Here is a 15,538-nt window from a genome sequence, read left to right on the forward strand (position 1 = left end):
AAAAAGCTGCCGCTATGCGGCGCAAACGCTTGCTGCGCAAGCTTTTTGCAGGCATTCGATCTGATTCGAGGCGGGCTCTGCCCCCTCGAGCTCCCCCTGCTTTTTGAAATCAGTTCCTGTAACGCAGCTTTTTCGACAAACAGAAGGCCGCCGGCGTAAGCCGGCGGCCGTGGACTATGATTTACTGAATTAACTTTGAGGGCCGGAGCGGGTCACCGGTCCAGCCAGTTGTGGTCGAAGCCGTAGGGCAGCAGCTCCTTCAGGGGGAAGGCTTTGGCGTCTCCCGCCCCGTTGAGGCAGACAACCTCCATCTCCGGGGAGAACTCCTGCATCACCTGGCGGCAGATGCCGCAGGGCACACAGTAGTCCTCGCTGCGTCCGGCGATGACGATGCGGCGGAAACGGGTGTGCCCCTCCGCCACGGCGTGGAAGATGGCGTTCCGCTCGGCGCAGATGCCGGCGGGGTACACCGCGTTTTCCACGTTGCAGCCGGTGTACACCGCGCCGTCGTCACACTCCAGCGCGGCCCCGACAGGGAAGTGGGAGTAGGGGCAGTAGGCCCGGTCCAGCATGGACACGGCCAGGGCTTTCAGTTTCTCCAGAGTCATGATGGCGCTCCTTTCCGGTCAGCCCGCCTTGGGCTGCCACGTGACGCCCCGGTCGGGACGGACCGACAGGTCGATGATGTCCCGGGCATCATAGAATTTCATGTACCGCTCCAGCGACTTGCCGCTGCGGAGGGTGGTGCCGTCGGGATGGAGCCGGTCGCAGATGACGGCGGAGATGTCGTCCTTGCACCTGGACCAGGAGTCAATGCCCACGGAGCAGAAGATGCGGAAGCCCTGCTGCTGCATCCAGGTGAAGGCGGGGCCGGTCTGGCGGACGTCATCGCCGTCCAGACGGCCGCCGAAGGGGTAGAACAGCACGGTGGTGTCCCCCACCAGGCTGCCCACCTCGTCAAACCACTTCCGCATGTCTGCCTGCACCACCTCCGTGGTGCGGCTGTTGAGGCTGATGTGGCCCCAGGTGTGGCTGCCGAAGGTCCAGCCGGTGCGCTTCAGCTCCGCCACAATGGGCTTTACCGCCTCAATCTCCCGCTGGCGGTTTTCCTCCCGCTCCGGCGTCCAGTTCTCCCGGTCCGTCTGGGTGCGGTAGCCCAGAATTCCCTCGTAGCCCGTCAGGCTCAGGCAGCCCTTGGCACCGAAGGGGGAGAAGTCCGGGTGCTCCTCCACAAACTTGTCCAGAATGGTGACGGCGTCCAGGTCCCGGCTCACCACCTCGTTTCCGGCGGGGTCCAGACCGTAGGACCAGATCTTTCCGTCCTCTCCCAGAATCAGCTTGTAGGTGAAGCCGTTGCTCAGCATGTACTCGTAGTAGTTCACATCGTCATAGGACAGGATCAGGGGCTTTTTGCCCTCCGGCAGGTACAGGGTGTTTTTCACCATGCGGACCTGGCCGGCCTCGTCAGTCTGCTCGCTCCAGCAGTCGGCAATGTCCACCAGCACGTAGCCCTTGTCATAGACGCTCTGAAGAATCTTCAGGTACTCCCCGGCGGTGACCATCCAGTCGTCGATGCCGTCGGATTTGTAGTCCCCGTCGAAGGCCAGCTCCGGGTAGGCCACCACCGGGTGGAAGAACAGGTGCTCCACCACGCCGTCATAGGCGGCGTAGGTCACCCCGTCCCGGACGCCGCCCTCCGGCAGGACGGTGGGGTCCAGAATGTCATATGGCTCCGGCTCGGGAATGGGCTCCGGTTCCGGCTCCGGCTGCTGCTCCGGGGCAGAGACGGCGGCGGAGGAGATGGGGGAGGAGCCGGCGGGGGCGGAGGTGCTCCCAGCGGCGGGAGCGGAGGCGCCGCATCCCGGCAGGGCGGAGAGCATCAGCACTGCCAGGAGCGCTGCGGTCAGGTGCTTCATGAGATAGGTCCTTTCTGTCTGATGTTGTCGGTTTTTATTATTATAGTGGCCCCGCGGCAAAAAAGAACAACAAAACAGTGACAAAGCGGGAAAAAATTTGAAAATCCGGAGAGACTGTAAAGATTCTGTGAAGGAATCCGGAAGGCGGTTGACTTTCCTGCGGTACTTCGGTAGTATCATAGCAGAAACAAGTCTTGGTTCCAACGCAAACCTTTCCCTCTCCTTTCTCTGACTCATACATGGAAAACGGGCGGCTGGTACAGCCGCCCGTTTTCCGTGTGCGGGAAAGAATCTCCCGCAGCTCCGCCGCCCCGGCGGCGGATTTTTTCGCGCCGGTTACAGAAAAACTGCATCTCCCGGGTTCCGGACAAGTCCGCGCCCCTGACAGGACGGGAGATTTTTCGGAGGTATCCGCTGTTTTTCCGGGTTTTCCACGTTTTTCACCAAGTTTTCCACAAAAGCGTTGACATAAGTAAATTCTGCGTAAAGCGGATGTTCAGTCTCCGGCGGCGGGATTTGTAACCGGCCGGGACCGGCCGCCGTCCCACAGATACCGGACGATCAACCAGCCGATCACCAGCCATCCGCCGCACACCCAGTACACCAGATTCGTCTCCGCCGAGCCGATGCCGGGGGAGGGAACGTCCGGGTCCGCCGCCAGATAGTCCCTGCGGTCCAGCTCCGTGCCGTCGGCGCCGTAGAGATGGAGACTGGGGAAGTAGTTCCGGTCCGTCTCATACACGTGGAAGAAGGCGGGGCCGTCCACCGTGCCCTCCACCATCAGGGTGTCCGGCTGGTCGGGATTGGCCTGCACCCGGTAAGACGCCACCTCCGGCGGGCAATCGGCGGCGTAGACGATGCGGATGCCCTCCTGATTTTTCAGCGTCTCCGTCCCCATCACCGGCCCGGCGGCGTAGCTGGCCCGAATAGGCTGCCAGCCGCCGAAAATGCCCCGGCGGAACTGGACGGACCCCAGCAGGCGGGGAATCTCCCTGTCGGTGAACACCAGCACCCGGGTGGAGCCGATGGTCCGGTCATGCACCACCGCCGGGTGCAGCACCGCCTGGAGGGAGACGACGGTCTCGTCGGCGGAGCAGTAGCGCCGGATGGCCTCCGTCTGCTGTTCCGGTGTGGCCAGGGAGACAAAGTCCCCCCGGTACAGGCAACAGGCGCTCAGCAGGAACGCGGCGGCAGTGATGACGGCAGCAATGCGGCAAGCGGGGAGCTTCATGGGCAGTCCTCCTGTGGGGAATTGTTCTTTGCTTTATTCTACAACAGAAGGCGGAAAAACCCACGAAAATTCACAGAATGTCATACATCCCCGCCAGGGTCAGCCAGGTCTGGGAGGAGGGACGCATCAGATTCCAGAACCCGGCCCCGTGGAGGCCGTACTCCGCGATGAGGGCCAGCCGGGCCTGGACACTGCGGGCGTCCTCAAACCAGACCTCGTGGACGGTGCCGTCCCGGTCCGTGTAGTGGAAGAAGGGGGCCTGGGCCGTCTCGTCAAACTGGATGGCCACGTTGTACTGCAGAGCCAATCGGACCGCTTCCTCGTTGGAGATGGACCGGGCCTTCGTGGTGCCCTGGACAAAGGGCAGAGGCCAGTCATAGCCGTAGTTGGACATGCCCAGCAGAATCTTCTCCGTGGGCATCTCCGTCACCGCGTAGTCCAGCACCGCCCGGATCCCGGGCACCGGCGACACCGCCATGGGCGGGCCGTAGGTGTAGCCCCACTCATAGGTCATCAGCAGCACCGCGTCCACCGCGGCGGCAATGGCGGCATAGTCATGGCCTTCGTACAGCCGCCCCGGCTGGTCCGCCCGGGTCTTGGGGGCCAGCGCCGCCCACAAAAAGGCTCCCTGGGGCCGCAGCAGCCGCCCCAGCCGGGTGAGAAACGCGGCGTAGGCCGATGCCAGCTCCGCCGGCAGGTACTCAAAGTCCACGTCCAGCCCCACATAGCCCTTGCGGCGCATGACGGCCAGAATCTCCCGCACCAGACCGTCCTGCACCGCCTCGTCCGTCAGCACCATGGCCGCCCGCTCCGCGTCGAACTGGTCATTCTCCGTGTAGGTGGACAGGTGCATCACCGGCCGGACGCCGTGGCTCCGGGCGGCGGACAGCAGGACGTCATCCGACAGGGGCAGCAGCCCGCCATCGGCGTTGATGCCGTAGGTGAAGGGCGTCAGGGCGCTCTGGAAGGGCAGCACGGCGCTGAGCAGCGCCGGGTCGATGAAGGGGTAGGCGTAGCCGTTGAACACGCCGCCGCCCAGGGTCTCGCCGTAATAGGAGATCACCAGCACCTGCCCCGGCGCAATGGCTGTCCCGCCGCCCAGAAACCAGTTGTTCCGCCACAGCCGGCGGACGGTGACGCCGTAATCCCGGGCAATGGAATACAGCGTCTCCCCGGCGGCCACGGCGTGGACCTGCCGGGGAAAACGCACCACCAGGGTCTGCCCCACGGCGATGGCGCCGTCCGGCGGCACTGCGTTGTCCGACGCCAGACGCACCGGGTCCACGCCGTATCGGGCCGCAATGTTGGAAAGGGTCTCCCCCCGCTGCACTACATGGATGGTCATGGTATGTCCCCCTTTTCTTCCGGACGGCGCCGCGGAGGCGGCAGCCTGTCCCCTTGTACAGGGAACACTTATGATGGAAATCCGTCATTCAGAACCGGAAAAATCCGCGTTTTTCCGGTAAAAAGGGAGAATTCTGCAAGTTTTCAATCTGAGTGGCAGATTGCACAAATCTCCGGTGGAAATTTTGTGCCTTTTGCCTTTTTCGCGCCGCTGTTTTTACACGTTAAACTGTTGACAACTTTTCCGGGATTCTTTACAATATTTTAACAGGGTTACGGTCGGGCATGGGACGCGGGGTCTCCCGCGCGCCTTTTCTTTTTGCCCGGATGATATGTGTTCCGCCGCGGCGGAGAAGGAGGGAGACCGGTTTGTTCCTGCTGTTTTTTCTGATCTGGCTGACGCTGTCCGGGGAAGTGACGGCGGGGAACTGCCTGCTGGGCGCCGCGGTCTCCCTGGCGCTGTACGCCTTCTGCGTCCGGCAGCTGGGCTACGCCCCCCGGTATGACCTGCTGGGCGCGAAGAAGCTGCGGAAGGTGCTGTCCTACATGGGCTATCTGGTAGTGGAGATCCTGAAGGCCAGCTTCGGGGTGATGAAGCTGATCTACACCCGGGACCACCGGATGGAGCCGCTGCTGGTGCGGTTCGACACGGGGCTGCAGAGTCCCGCCGCCCGGGCGGTGCTGGGCAATTCCATCACCCTCACCGCCGGCACCATCACCGTGGAGGACCAGGACGGACACCTGTGCGTCCACACCCTGGACCGGCCGCTGGCGGAGGGCATTGAAAACAGCGAGTTCCAGCGGCTGCTGCTGGAGCTGGAGCGGACAGACGACTGAACATCACGGAGAGAGGGGACCGGCCATGCTGGAGCAGGCGAAAAATTTCATCCTGATCGCCGGCGCGGCGGCGCTGGCCCTAATGGGCTTCGCGGCGCTGATCCGCGCCGTGCTGGGTCCCCGGTTTACGGACCGTATCATTGCCATCAACATGGTGAACACCATGGTGGTGGCAATCATCACGCTGCTGTCCGTGTACCTGCGGGAGGATTTTCTGGTGGACGTGGCGCTGGTGTACGCCCTGCTGAGCTTTCTGATGGTGGCGGTGCTGGCCCAGATGGTAACCATCCGCAGCAAGCGCCGGAAGCGGAACCAAAAGGAGAGGGGGAGTTCCCATGGTACATAATCTTGCCACCGTTGTGGGGCTGGCGGTGTTTCTGTTCGGCCTGTTCGTGTTTTTCACGGCGGTGCTGGGGCTGTTCCGGTTTGACTACGTGCTCAACCGGATGCACGCCGCCGCCGTGGGGGACACCCTGGGGGTGTTCTGCATCCTTATCGGCCTGATTCTGCTCCACGGCTGGTCCCTGTCCGCCGCCAAGGCGGTGCTGCTGCTGGCCTTTCTGTGGCTGACCAGCCCGGTGGCGGGCCATCTCATTGCGGAGATGGAGGTCTGGACCATTCCGGACATCCATGCCGAGTGCAGGGAGGAACAGCGATGATCGTTCTGGAAGTGATTCTGCTGGCGGGGCTGATTGTCACCGCCGTGTCGGCGGCGCTGTGCCGCCGGCTGCTGAACACGGTGATCGTCTACATGGCCTTTTCCCTGATCATGGCGGTGCTGTGGAGCCTGCTGCAGAGCCCGGACCTGGCCATTACGGAGGCCGCTGTGGGCGCGGGTATCAGCGGCATTCTGTTTTTCCTGACACTGAAGAAGATTCACGAAATCAAGGGGACGCGGGATGAGTAACGGTAACAGAGACTGGTGGGAGCAGTTTGTCTCCTGGGTCAACGGCGAGCGGGAGCCGAAGGACCGGACGCTGTTCGTCATGGAGCGGCGGGACGTGATGCGCCCCCGGCCCTCCGACCGGGAACACGCCCGGCGGGACGCCCACCGCCTGCGCCGCTTTCTGCGGGCGTATCCCACGGCGGCATCCGCCCTGTGCGCGGTGCTGCTGGTGCTGCTGCTGACGGTGGTGGCGGGCATTCCGGACTTCGGCGCGGCGGCCAGCCCCGTCAACAACGAAGTGGCGGAGTATTATCTGGAGCACTCCCTGGAGGATACCGGCTCGGAGAACGTGGTGACGGGCATTATCCTCAGTTACCGGGGCTTTGACACCCTGGGTGAGAGCTGCGTGCTGTTTCTGGCGGTGTCCTGCGTGACGCTGCTGCTGCGCCGCGGAGACGAGGAGGAAGAGGACGACGCCGGCGATCTGCGCCGCCGCCGTCAGGAGGAGGAGCTGCGCCGCAGCCAGCCGGACGTGATCCTGCGGGAGGCGGGCAAACTGCTGATTCCCTGCATTTTCCTGTTCGCCTTTTACGTGCTGGTCCACGGGGAGGAATCCCCCGGCGGCGGCTTTTCCGGCGGCACCGTGCTGGGCTGCGGACTGATTCTCTGCTCCGTGGCCTACGGGCCGGAGTTTGTCCGGCGGTTTTTCAACAGCCGGATTTTCAGCGCCGTGCGGACCTTTGGACTGGTGCTGTACCTGTGCCTGTACGGGTTCTATATCTTCATGGGCGCCAACGGCCTTACCTACAGCGTGTCCTTCGTCATGGCCATCGACCTGGCGGTGGGCCTGGTGGTGGCCTGTACCGTCTACGGTTTTTTTGCCCTGTTCTCCAGAGGGGAGATCTGAGCGGCGGACATCCGCCGTTTCCATTCACAGAGAGGAGGCCGCCGGTGTGCTGGACCTGATTGTCACCTATCGCTTCGCCTTTACCGCCGTCATCCTGTTCACCATCGGCTTTGCCAACGTGATGGTGCAGAAGAACCTGGTGAAAAAGGTGGTTGGCTTCAATATTATGGATTCCGCCGTGTTTCTGCTGCTGGCGTCCCTGGGCTATGTGGAGGGCGGCGTGGCCCCCATCGTGGGCGATGTGGGTCACCATCCCCTGTACATCAACCCGCTGCCCAGCGGCCTGGTGCTCACCGGCATTGTGGTGAGTGTCAGCGTCACCGCCTTTTCCCTGGCACTGATCCAGCGGATCTACCGGCGCTACGGCACCGTGGAGCTGGATGAGCTGCTGGAGCGGGTGAAAAAGGAGGCGGACTGATGCGGCCCTTTGCGGAGAATTTCCCCTTTTTCTGTATTTTCCTGGCGCTGGGGGCGGGCATTGTCTCCGCCGTGCTGCCCGGCGGCCGGGCCGCCCGGCGGCTGACCTTAACGGTCTGCGCCGCGGATTTCCTGCTGTCCGCCGGCGTGCTGAGCTATACCTACGGCGGGCAGATCAGCTTTGTCTATACCATGGGCCGGTTCCAGGCCCCCTACGGCAACGCCATTCAGGGAGGCCCCTGGCAGGCGCTGCTGGCCATGACCTTCTCCAGCGTCATGGGCCTGTCCCTGCTGGGGGGCAGCCGGGACCTGTTCCGGGACGTGCGCCCGGACCGCCAGCCCCTGTATTTCACCATGGTGGACCTGACGCTGGCGTCGCTGCTGGTGCTGACCTACACCGCCGACGTGTTCACCGGCTATGTGTTCATTGAGATCAGCACCCTGGCGGCCTGCGCCCTGGTGATGGCCAAGGACACCGGCACCAACCTGGTGGCCGCCCTGCGGTATCTCTTCATGAGCCTGCTGGGCTCCAGTCTGTTTCTGCTGGGGCTGACGCTGCTCAACAGCATCACCGGCTACCTGCTGATGGAGCCGCTGGCGCCGGCGGTGGAGCGGCTGTGGGCGGCGGACGCCTACCACATGCCCCTGCGGGCGGCCATGGCGCTGATTGTGGTAGGCCTGGGCGTGAAAAGCGCCATGTACCCCTTCCACCTGTGGCTGCCGGACGCCCACGGCGGCGCCACCACGGCGTCCTCCGCCATTTTGTCCGGCCTGGTGCTCAAGGGCTACATCGCCCTGGAGATTCTGCTGCTGGTGCGGGTGTTCTCCCTGGAACTGGTGCGGCAGCTGGGAGTCGCGGACGTGCTGCTGGTGCTGGGCCTGCTGGGCATGGTGATGGGCTCCGTCTCCGCCATGCGGGAGCACCACATCAAGCGGATGCTGGCCTTTTCCTCCGTGGCCCAGATCGGCTACGTGTTCATGGGCCTGGGCCTGGGCACTGAGGCGGGCCTGCTGGCCTCCTGCTTCCACGTGCTGGTCCACGCCTGCTGCAAGCCGCTGCTGTTCTGCTGCGCCGGACGGCTCAGCACCGTCAGCGCCCACCACCACAGCCTCCGCTCCCTGCGGGGCAGCGCCTACCGGGACGTTACGGCGGGGGTGGGCTTCACGGTGGGAGCGCTGTCCATGATCGGCATCCCCCTGTTCGGCGGCTTCGTCTCCAAGCTGTATTTCGCCAGCGCCTCCCTCTACACCGGGCGGATGGCGCTGGTGCTGGCGGGCATCGCCCTGTCCACGGTGCTCAATTCCCTGTACTATGTGCCGGCGGTGCTGTCCATCTGGGGCGTTGCCCCGGAGGAGCTGAAAGAGGAAGTCCGGCGGGACACCCGCCCGGAGGACGGGGCCTTCGATCGCTGCTTCACCCTGGCGGCGGTGGTGCTGATGGTGTTCCTGGTGGCCCTGGGCACCCTGTACGGCCCTATCACCGACGTGCTGCGGGTAGGCCTGGCGCTGCTGAAATAAGACGTTGAGGTGTTTCCATGCTGCTTGTCCCTGTGTTGCTGCCCCTGATCGGGGGCTTGCTGGTTCGCCGGCAGACAAGTGAATCCCTCCGCTGCCGCACGGTGCTGGTGACGGTGTTCGGCACGGCACTGTGGGTGGTGCTGCTCTGCTTTCTGCCGGAGCAGACCATGGACCTGATGACCATTCAGGGGTCGCTGCGCATCGCCCTGCGGAACGACGGCCTGGCCCGGTTTTTCATGGTGCTGGTGGCGGTGGTGTGGGCGCCGGTGGCGGTGTTTTCCTTCCCCTATCTGAAGCATGCCGGCGGCGAGCAGCGGTTTCTGGGCGTGTATACCATGACCATGGGCGCCATGATGGGACTGGCCATGGCCCGGAACTTCATCACGCTGTACATGTTCTTTGAGATCATGTCCCTGATCACCATGCCCCTGGTGCTGCACAACGGCACCACCGCCTCCCGGCGGGCCGGATTCCAGTACCTGGGCTACTCCGTGTTCGGCGCCGGCATGGCCCTGGCGGGCTACTTTGTGCTGGCTTACTATCAGGCGCTGCCCACCTTCATGCACGGCGGCACCCTGGATCTGTCCCTGGCCCACTCCCACCGGCAGCTGCTGCTGGGGGTGTGGCTGCTGATGGTGGTGGGCTTCGGCGCCAAGGCGGGCATGATGCCCATGCAGGCGTGGCTGCCCGCCGCCCATCCGGTGGCTCCGGCCCCCGCTTCGGCGGTGCTGTCCGGCGTCATCACCAAGGCGGGAATTCTCTCCATCATCCGGGTGACCTATTACATGTACGGCCCAGATTTCCTGGCCGGCTCCTGGGCCCAGAAGGCGCTGCTGGCGCTGTCTCTGGCCACGGTGTTCACCGGGTCCATGCTGGCGCTGCGGGAGCAGCTGTTCAAAAAGCGGTTGGCCTACTCCACCGTCAGCCAGGTGTCCTACGTGGTGTTCGGACTGATGCTGCTGACCCCGGCGGGGGTGGAGGGCGCGCTGCTGCAGGTGGTGTTCCACGCCCTGGCCAAGGACGCCCTGTTCCTGGCCGCCGGCGCCATCATCATGACCACCAATTTCAGCCGGGTGGACCAGCTGAAGGGCATGGGCCAGCGGATGCCCGCCACCATGTGGTGCTTTGCCCTGGCGTCGCTGTCCATCATCGGCATTCCCCCCATGGGCGGCTTTGTCAGCAAGTGGGCGCTGTCCACCGCCGCCCTGGAGAGCGCCGTCCCCTGGGCGGGGGCCGCCGGCGTGGCGGTGCTGATCGTCTCGGCGCTGCTGACGGCAGGCTACCTGCTGCCCATCGTGGCCGACGGTTTCTTCCCCGGCCAGGACGTGCTGGTGGAGCACCGGGAAGTGGGCTGGGAGATGATTGTCCCCATGGCGTTCTTTGCCGGCCTGGCGCTGCTGCTGGGCCTGTTCCCCGGACCGGTCCGGGCCGCGGCGGAGGCCATTACCGCCGCCATCTTCCACGGAATCTGATTGAGAGGAGGTGCCGACGTGCATCAGCTTCTGCTGCTTCCCGTGCTGTTCCCCATTCTGTGCGGCATGGCCCTGCTGATCCTGCGCCCGGAGGGCCGCCGGGTGCGGAATGTGTTTCTGATGACGGCGGTGTGCCTCACCTCCGTGCTGTGCGCCGTGTGCATCCTGGTGACGTACCGCCTGGGCGGCGACGCCACCACCTGCGTGATGGTGCATTTTTCCAGGTGGCTGTCCCTGTCCCTGAAGATTGACGGCGTCTCCATGGTCTACGACGCCATTGTGGCCGTTCTGTGGCCGTTGATCACCCTGTACGCCATGGAGTACATGTCCCACGAGGGCCATGAGAGCCGCTTTTTCGGCTTCTGGCTCATCTCCTTCGGCGTGGTCAACGGCATCGCCTTTTCCCAGGACTTCCTGAGCATGTATTTCTTCTATGAGCTGCTGACCCTAGTGACGCTGCCGCTGGTGATGCACGAGATGGACGACAAGGCCCAGTACGCCGGCCGGGAGTACCTGATCTACTCCCTGTCGGGGGCGGCCTGCGCCTTCATCGGCATCGTGTTTCTCATGAACGAGTGCGGCACCGTGGACTTCACCCACGGCGGGCTGCTGAATCCCGCTGCCGTGGCGGGCCGGGAGCACACCCTGCAGGTGGCGTTTCTGTGCGCCTTTTTCGGCTTCGGCGTGAAGGCGGCCATTGTGCCCTTCCACCGCTGGCTGCCGGACGCCTCTGTGGCCCCCACGCCGGTGTCCGCCCTGCTCCACGCGGTGGCGGTGGTGAAGGCGGGCGCCTTCGCCGTGCTGCGGCTGATCTATTTCGGCTTCGGCGCCGACTTCCTCCGGGGCACCTCCGCCCAGACCATCGCCATGGCGGCCGCCATTGTCACCATTGTCTACGGCTCCGCCCGGGCTTTGCGGACGCCCCATCTCAAGCGCCGCCTGGCCTTTTCCACCGTCAGCAACCTGTCCTACATCCTGTTTTCCCTGACGCTGATGACCCCCGCCGGGCTGACAGGCGCCCTGACCCACATGCTGTATCACGCCTTCGTCAAAATCGCCCTGTTCGCCTGCGCCGGTGCCATCATTCAGCGCAGCGGGCGGCAGTACGTCTATCAGCTGGAGGGCATGGGCCGGCGGCTGCCGCTGGTGTTCTTTGTGTTCTCCGTGGCCTCCGCCGCCCTCATCGGTGTGCCGCCCCTGGGGTGCTTTGCCAGCAAGTGGATGATCGCCGAGGCTGCCGTGGAGCTGGGCCGGCCCCTGGCCTTTGGGGGCATCGCGGCGCTGATTCTCTCCACGCTGCTGACCACGCTGTATCTGATGACGGTGATCGTCCGGGCCTACTTCCCGGTGGGCCAGATCGACACCGACGCGCTGGAGGCCGTCCATGAGCCGGGCCGGGCCATGCAGGTTTCGCTGCTGGCCCTCACCGTGCTGGGCGTGGCGTCGGCGCTGTGGTCCGATCCCATCATCCGCTTTTTGCAGATGGTGGCGGCGGGACAGCTGTAAGGGAGGTGCCCATGGGTTCGTTTCTGCTGATGTTTCTGGTGCTGGCCCCCATGCTGGGCAGCTTTCTGGTGTACCCACTCCGGGACTATGACCGGACGTGGCGGAACCACTATGTCCGTATCCTGCCGGCGGCGGAGCTGCTGGCGGCGCTGGCGCTGCTGGTGTTCCCCGGGGAGATCGCCCTGCCCGGCGTCTGCGGGCTGGGACTGTCCTTTGCCTCCGGCAGCCTCCGGACGGTGCTGGCGGTGCTGGCCGCCTTTTTGTGGCTGGAGACCTCCCTGCCCTGCGAGGTGTATTTTGCCGACGCGGAGCGGGTGAACCGGTTTTACTTCTTCTATCTGATGACGCTGGGCGCCCTGATGGGGGTGTTCCTGGCGAGGGACCTGCTGACGCTGTTTGTGTTCTTCGAGGTCATGAGCTTCACCTCCTACGTATGGGTGGCGTGGCCGGAGACGCCCGGCGCCCTCCGGGCCAGCCAGACGTATCTGGCCATCGCGGTGGTAGGCGGCATGGCGCTGCTGGTGGGGCTGCTGATGCTCTGGCAGCTGCTGGGGACGCTGGACTTTGCTGCCATGACGGCAGCGTCCGCCGCCCTGCCGGCGGAGCGGCGGCCGTATCTGCTGGCGGCGGGGGCCTTCTGCCTGGCCGGCTTCGGCGCCAAGGCGGGCATGTTCCCCCTCCACATCTGGCTGCCCAAGGCCCATCCGGTGGCGCCGGCCCCGGCGTCGGCGCTGCTGAGCGGCATCCTGACGAAAAGCGGCGTGTTCGGCGTGCTGGTGGTGAGCCGCTGCCTGCTGTGGGAGCAGCCGGCGTGGCATGGGCTGATTCTGACCCTGGGCACCGTCACCATGGTGCTGGGGGCGGTGCTGGCGGTGTTCTCCATCGACCTGAAGCGGACGCTGGCCTGTTCCTCCATGTCCCAGATCGGGTTCATCCTGGTGGGCGTGGCCATGCAGGGCTATCTGGGGGAGCACAACGCCCTGGCGGCCTGGGGCACCGTGCTGCACATGGTGAACCACGCCCTCATCAAGCTGCTGCTGTTTGTGGCGGCGGGCATCATCTATCTGGGCAACCACCACTCCCTGGATCTGAACGAGATCCGGGGCTGGGGCCGCAACAAGCCCTGGCTGAAGCTGATTTTCTTCCTGGGAGCTGCCTCCATCGCCGGCATCCCCGGCTTCTCCGGCTATGTCAGCAAAACGCTGCTCCACGAGGGCATTGTGGAGTACATCCACCATCTGGAGGAGCTGGGCCGGGCCGCGGGGGCCTTCCGGGCGGTGGAGTGGCTGTTCCTCCTCTCCGGCGGCCTGACGGCGGCCTACATGACCAAGCTGTTTGTCTGCATCTTCGTGGAGTCCCGTCCGGCGGAGCACACCCTGGGCGTGCAGGAGTACGTGTCCCGGCCCACGTTCTGGGGCCTCAGCGCCGCGGCGGTGCTGATGGGCCTGCTGGGGCTGGCGCCCAACGGGGCCATGGAGCCGCTGGCCGTCTTCGCCGGAACCTTCCTTCGGGCGGGGGAGGGCCACGCCGTCCACTATTTCGTGTGGGCCAACCTGAAGGGCGCGTGCATCTCGCTGTCCGTGGGCGCGGCGGTGTATCTGCTGTTCATCCGCACCGTGCTGCGGCGGGGCAGGGGAGAGCAGGCGGTGTATGTGAACCTGTGGCCCAGGTGGCTGGACCTGGAGGACCTGGTGTACCGGCCCGCCCTGCGGGCGCTGTCCTTCCTGGGGGCGGTGTGCGCCCGGACGGCGGCGTCGGTGGGAGACTGGCTGGTGCTGCTGGGGGAGAAGCTGCTGTTCACCCGGGCGCCGGGCATCTTCGTGCCCGGAAAGACGGAGAATTTCGGCACCTACACCAAAGAGCCCCGGCGCAGCATCGTGCTGGACACCTTCTCCTTCGACCTGCTGCTGGCCTGCGTGGGCCTGCTGGCGGCGCTGATCTATATCCTGTTTAAATGAAAAAGGACTCCCGGATGAAAATCCGGGAGTCCTTTTTTACGGTTTTTATTTCTGCTTTTCCAGAATGACGCTGCCGGCGGTTTTCTCCGCCACGCCGGCCTTCAGGAAGGCGGCCACCTCGGCCACGGGCAGAGACTTCTGCTCACCGGTGGCCATGTCCTTGCAGGCGGCGGTGTTGGACTGAATCTCGTCGTCGCCCAGGAAGATGACGTAGGGGACGCCCAGCTTGTCGGCATAGGACATCTTCTGCTTGAACTTCTTCTGCTCGGTGTACAGCTGGGTGCGGATGCCCTCGTTCCGCAGGGCGGTGGCCAGGGACACGGCGGGAGCCATGTTCTCACTCATGGGCAGAATCAGCACGTCGGCGGCGGAGGTGGGCAGGCTGTCGTTCAGCAGGCCCTGCTCGCCCAGCACGTAGAACAGACGGGTCACGCCGATGGAGATGCCCACGCCGGGCAGCTGCTTGTCGGTGTAGTACTCCGCCAGGTTGTCGTACCGGCCGCCGGAGCAGACGGAGCCGATCTCCGGATAGTCCAGCAGCGTGGTCTCGTAGACGGTGCCGGTGTAGTAGTCCAGGCCCCGGGCGATGGTCAGGTCCACGGCGAAGTTCTCGGCGGGGACGCCGAAAGCGGACAGGTACTTCACCACGGACTCCAGCTCCGTGAGGCCCTCGTCAAACTTGGGATCGCGGCCGCGGTAGCCCTCCAGCGCCTGCAGGACCTCCTCACTGGTGCCCTGGATGGCGATGAACTTCAGAATCTCGTCGGCGTCGGCGGCGGAGATGCCGTAGTCATCCACCAGAATGGCCTTCACCATCTCGGCGCCCACCTTGTCCAGTTTGTCCACGGTGCGCATGATATCGCCGGACTTCTCCGTCAGGCCCAGCATGGCGTAGAAGCCGTTGAGAATCTTCCGGTTGTTCACCCGGATCTGGAACCGCTTCAGACCGAAGTCCGTGAAGGTGCGGTAGATGATGCTGGGAATCTCGGCGTCGTTGATGATGTCCAGCTTGCCGTCGCCGATGATGTCGATATCCGCCTGATAGAACTCCCGGAAGCGGCCCCGCTGGGCCCGCTCACCCCGGTAGACCTTGCCGATCTGGAACCGGCGGAAGGGGAAGCTCAGCTCATTATAGTGCAGGGCCACGTACTTGGCCAGCGGCACCGTCAGGTCAAACCGCAGGGCCAGGTCGGAATCGCCTTTCTGGAAGCGGTAGATCTGCTTTTCCGTCTCGCCGCCGCCCTTGGCCAGCAGGACCTCGGCAGCCTCGATGATGGGGGTGTCCAGGGGGGTAAATCCGTACAGAGAGTAGTTTTTCCGCAGGCTCTCCATCATGCGCTCCATCTGGATCTGGGGACCGGGCAGCAGCTCCATGAAGCCGGAAAGGGTGCGGGGTTTCAGTTTTTCCATGAATGCTCACTCCTTTGCCGATCCATCCTATCACATGCAGGAAGAATATTCAAGCCTTTTTGCCAAAAAATCGGATAAATAAAATTTTTCAAGAACTTCTTGACATTTATATATTCACGAGGTAGAATGATAGCAC

15 protein-coding genes are annotated in these 15,538 nt (G+C 64.3%); 10 read left to right on the plus strand and 5 right to left on the minus strand.

The window, feature by feature from the left end; genetic code table 11:
* Positions 1–212 precede the first annotated feature (212 nt).
* The 4 genes from cdd to SOX55_RS07195 all read right to left on the minus strand — a co-directional run bounded on the left by cdd (position 213) and on the right by SOX55_RS07195 (position 4,492).
* On the minus strand, positions 213–608 hold the full coding sequence (gene cdd / locus SOX55_RS07180) for a cytidine deaminase (protein WP_325286761.1): 396 nt from the start codon (positions 606–608) through the stop codon (positions 213–215).
* 18 nt (positions 609–626) lie between these two features.
* On the minus strand, positions 627–1,916 hold the full coding sequence (locus tag SOX55_RS07185; protein ID WP_325286762.1) for a polysaccharide deacetylase family protein: 1,290 nt from the start codon (positions 1,914–1,916) through the stop codon (positions 627–629).
* 496 nt (positions 1,917–2,412) lie between these two features.
* On the minus strand, positions 2,413–3,147 hold the full coding sequence (locus SOX55_RS07190; RefSeq protein WP_325286763.1) for a hypothetical protein: 735 nt from the start codon (positions 3,145–3,147) through the stop codon (positions 2,413–2,415).
* A gap of 70 nt (positions 3,148–3,217) precedes the next feature.
* Positions 3,218–4,492, minus strand: coding sequence for a LysM peptidoglycan-binding domain-containing protein (locus SOX55_RS07195; RefSeq protein ID WP_325286764.1), 1,275 nt, complete (start codon positions 4,490–4,492; stop codon positions 3,218–3,220).
* 368 nt (positions 4,493–4,860) lie between these two features.
* On the opposite strand from SOX55_RS07195, the gene SOX55_RS07200 reads away from it, so the two are divergent.
* From SOX55_RS07200 to SOX55_RS07245, 10 genes are read left to right on the plus strand one after another with little or no spacing between them, the layout of a single operon-like run.
* Complete coding sequence (locus SOX55_RS07200; RefSeq protein WP_325286765.1) at positions 4,861–5,328, plus strand: Na+/H+ antiporter subunit E; 468 nt, start codon at positions 4,861–4,863, stop codon at positions 5,326–5,328.
* Positions 5,329–5,353: 25 nt separating this feature from the next.
* The gene (locus SOX55_RS07205; RefSeq protein ID WP_325286766.1) at positions 5,354–5,674 is read left to right on the plus strand and encodes a monovalent cation/H+ antiporter complex subunit F; all 321 of its coding nucleotides are present in this window, start codon (positions 5,354–5,356) and stop codon (positions 5,672–5,674) included.
* A complete protein-coding gene (locus SOX55_RS07210; protein ID WP_325286767.1) occupies positions 5,664–5,987 on the plus strand; it encodes a cation:proton antiporter in 324 nt (107 codons plus the stop codon). Before SOX55_RS07205 ends, SOX55_RS07210 begins: the two co-directional genes overlap by 11 nt.
* Positions 5,984–6,235, plus strand: coding sequence for a hydrogenase subunit MbhD domain-containing protein (locus SOX55_RS07215; RefSeq protein WP_325286768.1), 252 nt, complete (start codon positions 5,984–5,986; stop codon positions 6,233–6,235). The genes SOX55_RS07210 and SOX55_RS07215 overlap by 4 nt, the downstream gene beginning before the upstream one ends.
* A complete protein-coding gene (gene mbhE / locus SOX55_RS07220; protein ID WP_325286769.1) occupies positions 6,228–7,121 on the plus strand; it encodes a hydrogen gas-evolving membrane-bound hydrogenase subunit E in 894 nt (297 codons plus the stop codon). Before SOX55_RS07215 ends, mbhE begins: the two co-directional genes overlap by 8 nt.
* A gap of 46 nt (positions 7,122–7,167) precedes the next feature.
* Positions 7,168–7,539, plus strand: coding sequence for a sodium:proton antiporter (locus tag SOX55_RS07225; RefSeq protein WP_325286770.1), 372 nt, complete (start codon positions 7,168–7,170; stop codon positions 7,537–7,539).
* The gene (locus SOX55_RS07230) at positions 7,539–9,056 is read left to right on the plus strand and encodes a complex I subunit 5 family protein (protein ID WP_325286771.1); all 1,518 of its coding nucleotides are present in this window, start codon (positions 7,539–7,541) and stop codon (positions 9,054–9,056) included. The genes SOX55_RS07225 and SOX55_RS07230 overlap by 1 nt, the downstream gene beginning before the upstream one ends.
* Positions 9,057–9,073: 17 nt before the next feature.
* Positions 9,074–10,528, plus strand: coding sequence for a complex I subunit 5 family protein (locus SOX55_RS07235; RefSeq protein ID WP_325286772.1), 1,455 nt, complete (start codon positions 9,074–9,076; stop codon positions 10,526–10,528).
* 18 nt (positions 10,529–10,546) lie between these two features.
* Entirely contained in the window at positions 10,547–12,034 is a 1,488-nt protein-coding gene (locus SOX55_RS07240) for a complex I subunit 5 family protein (protein ID WP_325286773.1), read from the plus strand.
* An 11-nt stretch (positions 12,035–12,045) separates the two neighbouring features.
* Entirely contained in the window at positions 12,046–13,992 is a 1,947-nt protein-coding gene (locus SOX55_RS07245) for a complex I subunit 5 family protein (RefSeq protein ID WP_325286774.1), read from the plus strand.
* A gap of 45 nt (positions 13,993–14,037) precedes the next feature.
* On the opposite strand, the gene hisS is transcribed toward SOX55_RS07245, so the two are convergent.
* Complete coding sequence (gene hisS / locus SOX55_RS07250) at positions 14,038–15,402, minus strand: histidine--tRNA ligase (RefSeq protein WP_325286775.1); 1,365 nt, start codon at positions 15,400–15,402, stop codon at positions 14,038–14,040.
* Positions 15,403–15,538 lie beyond the last annotated feature (136 nt).

Source organism: Dysosmobacter sp. (genome assembly GCF_034093755.1).
Taxonomy (GTDB): Bacteria; Bacillota; Clostridia; order Oscillospirales; family Oscillospiraceae; genus Oscillibacter.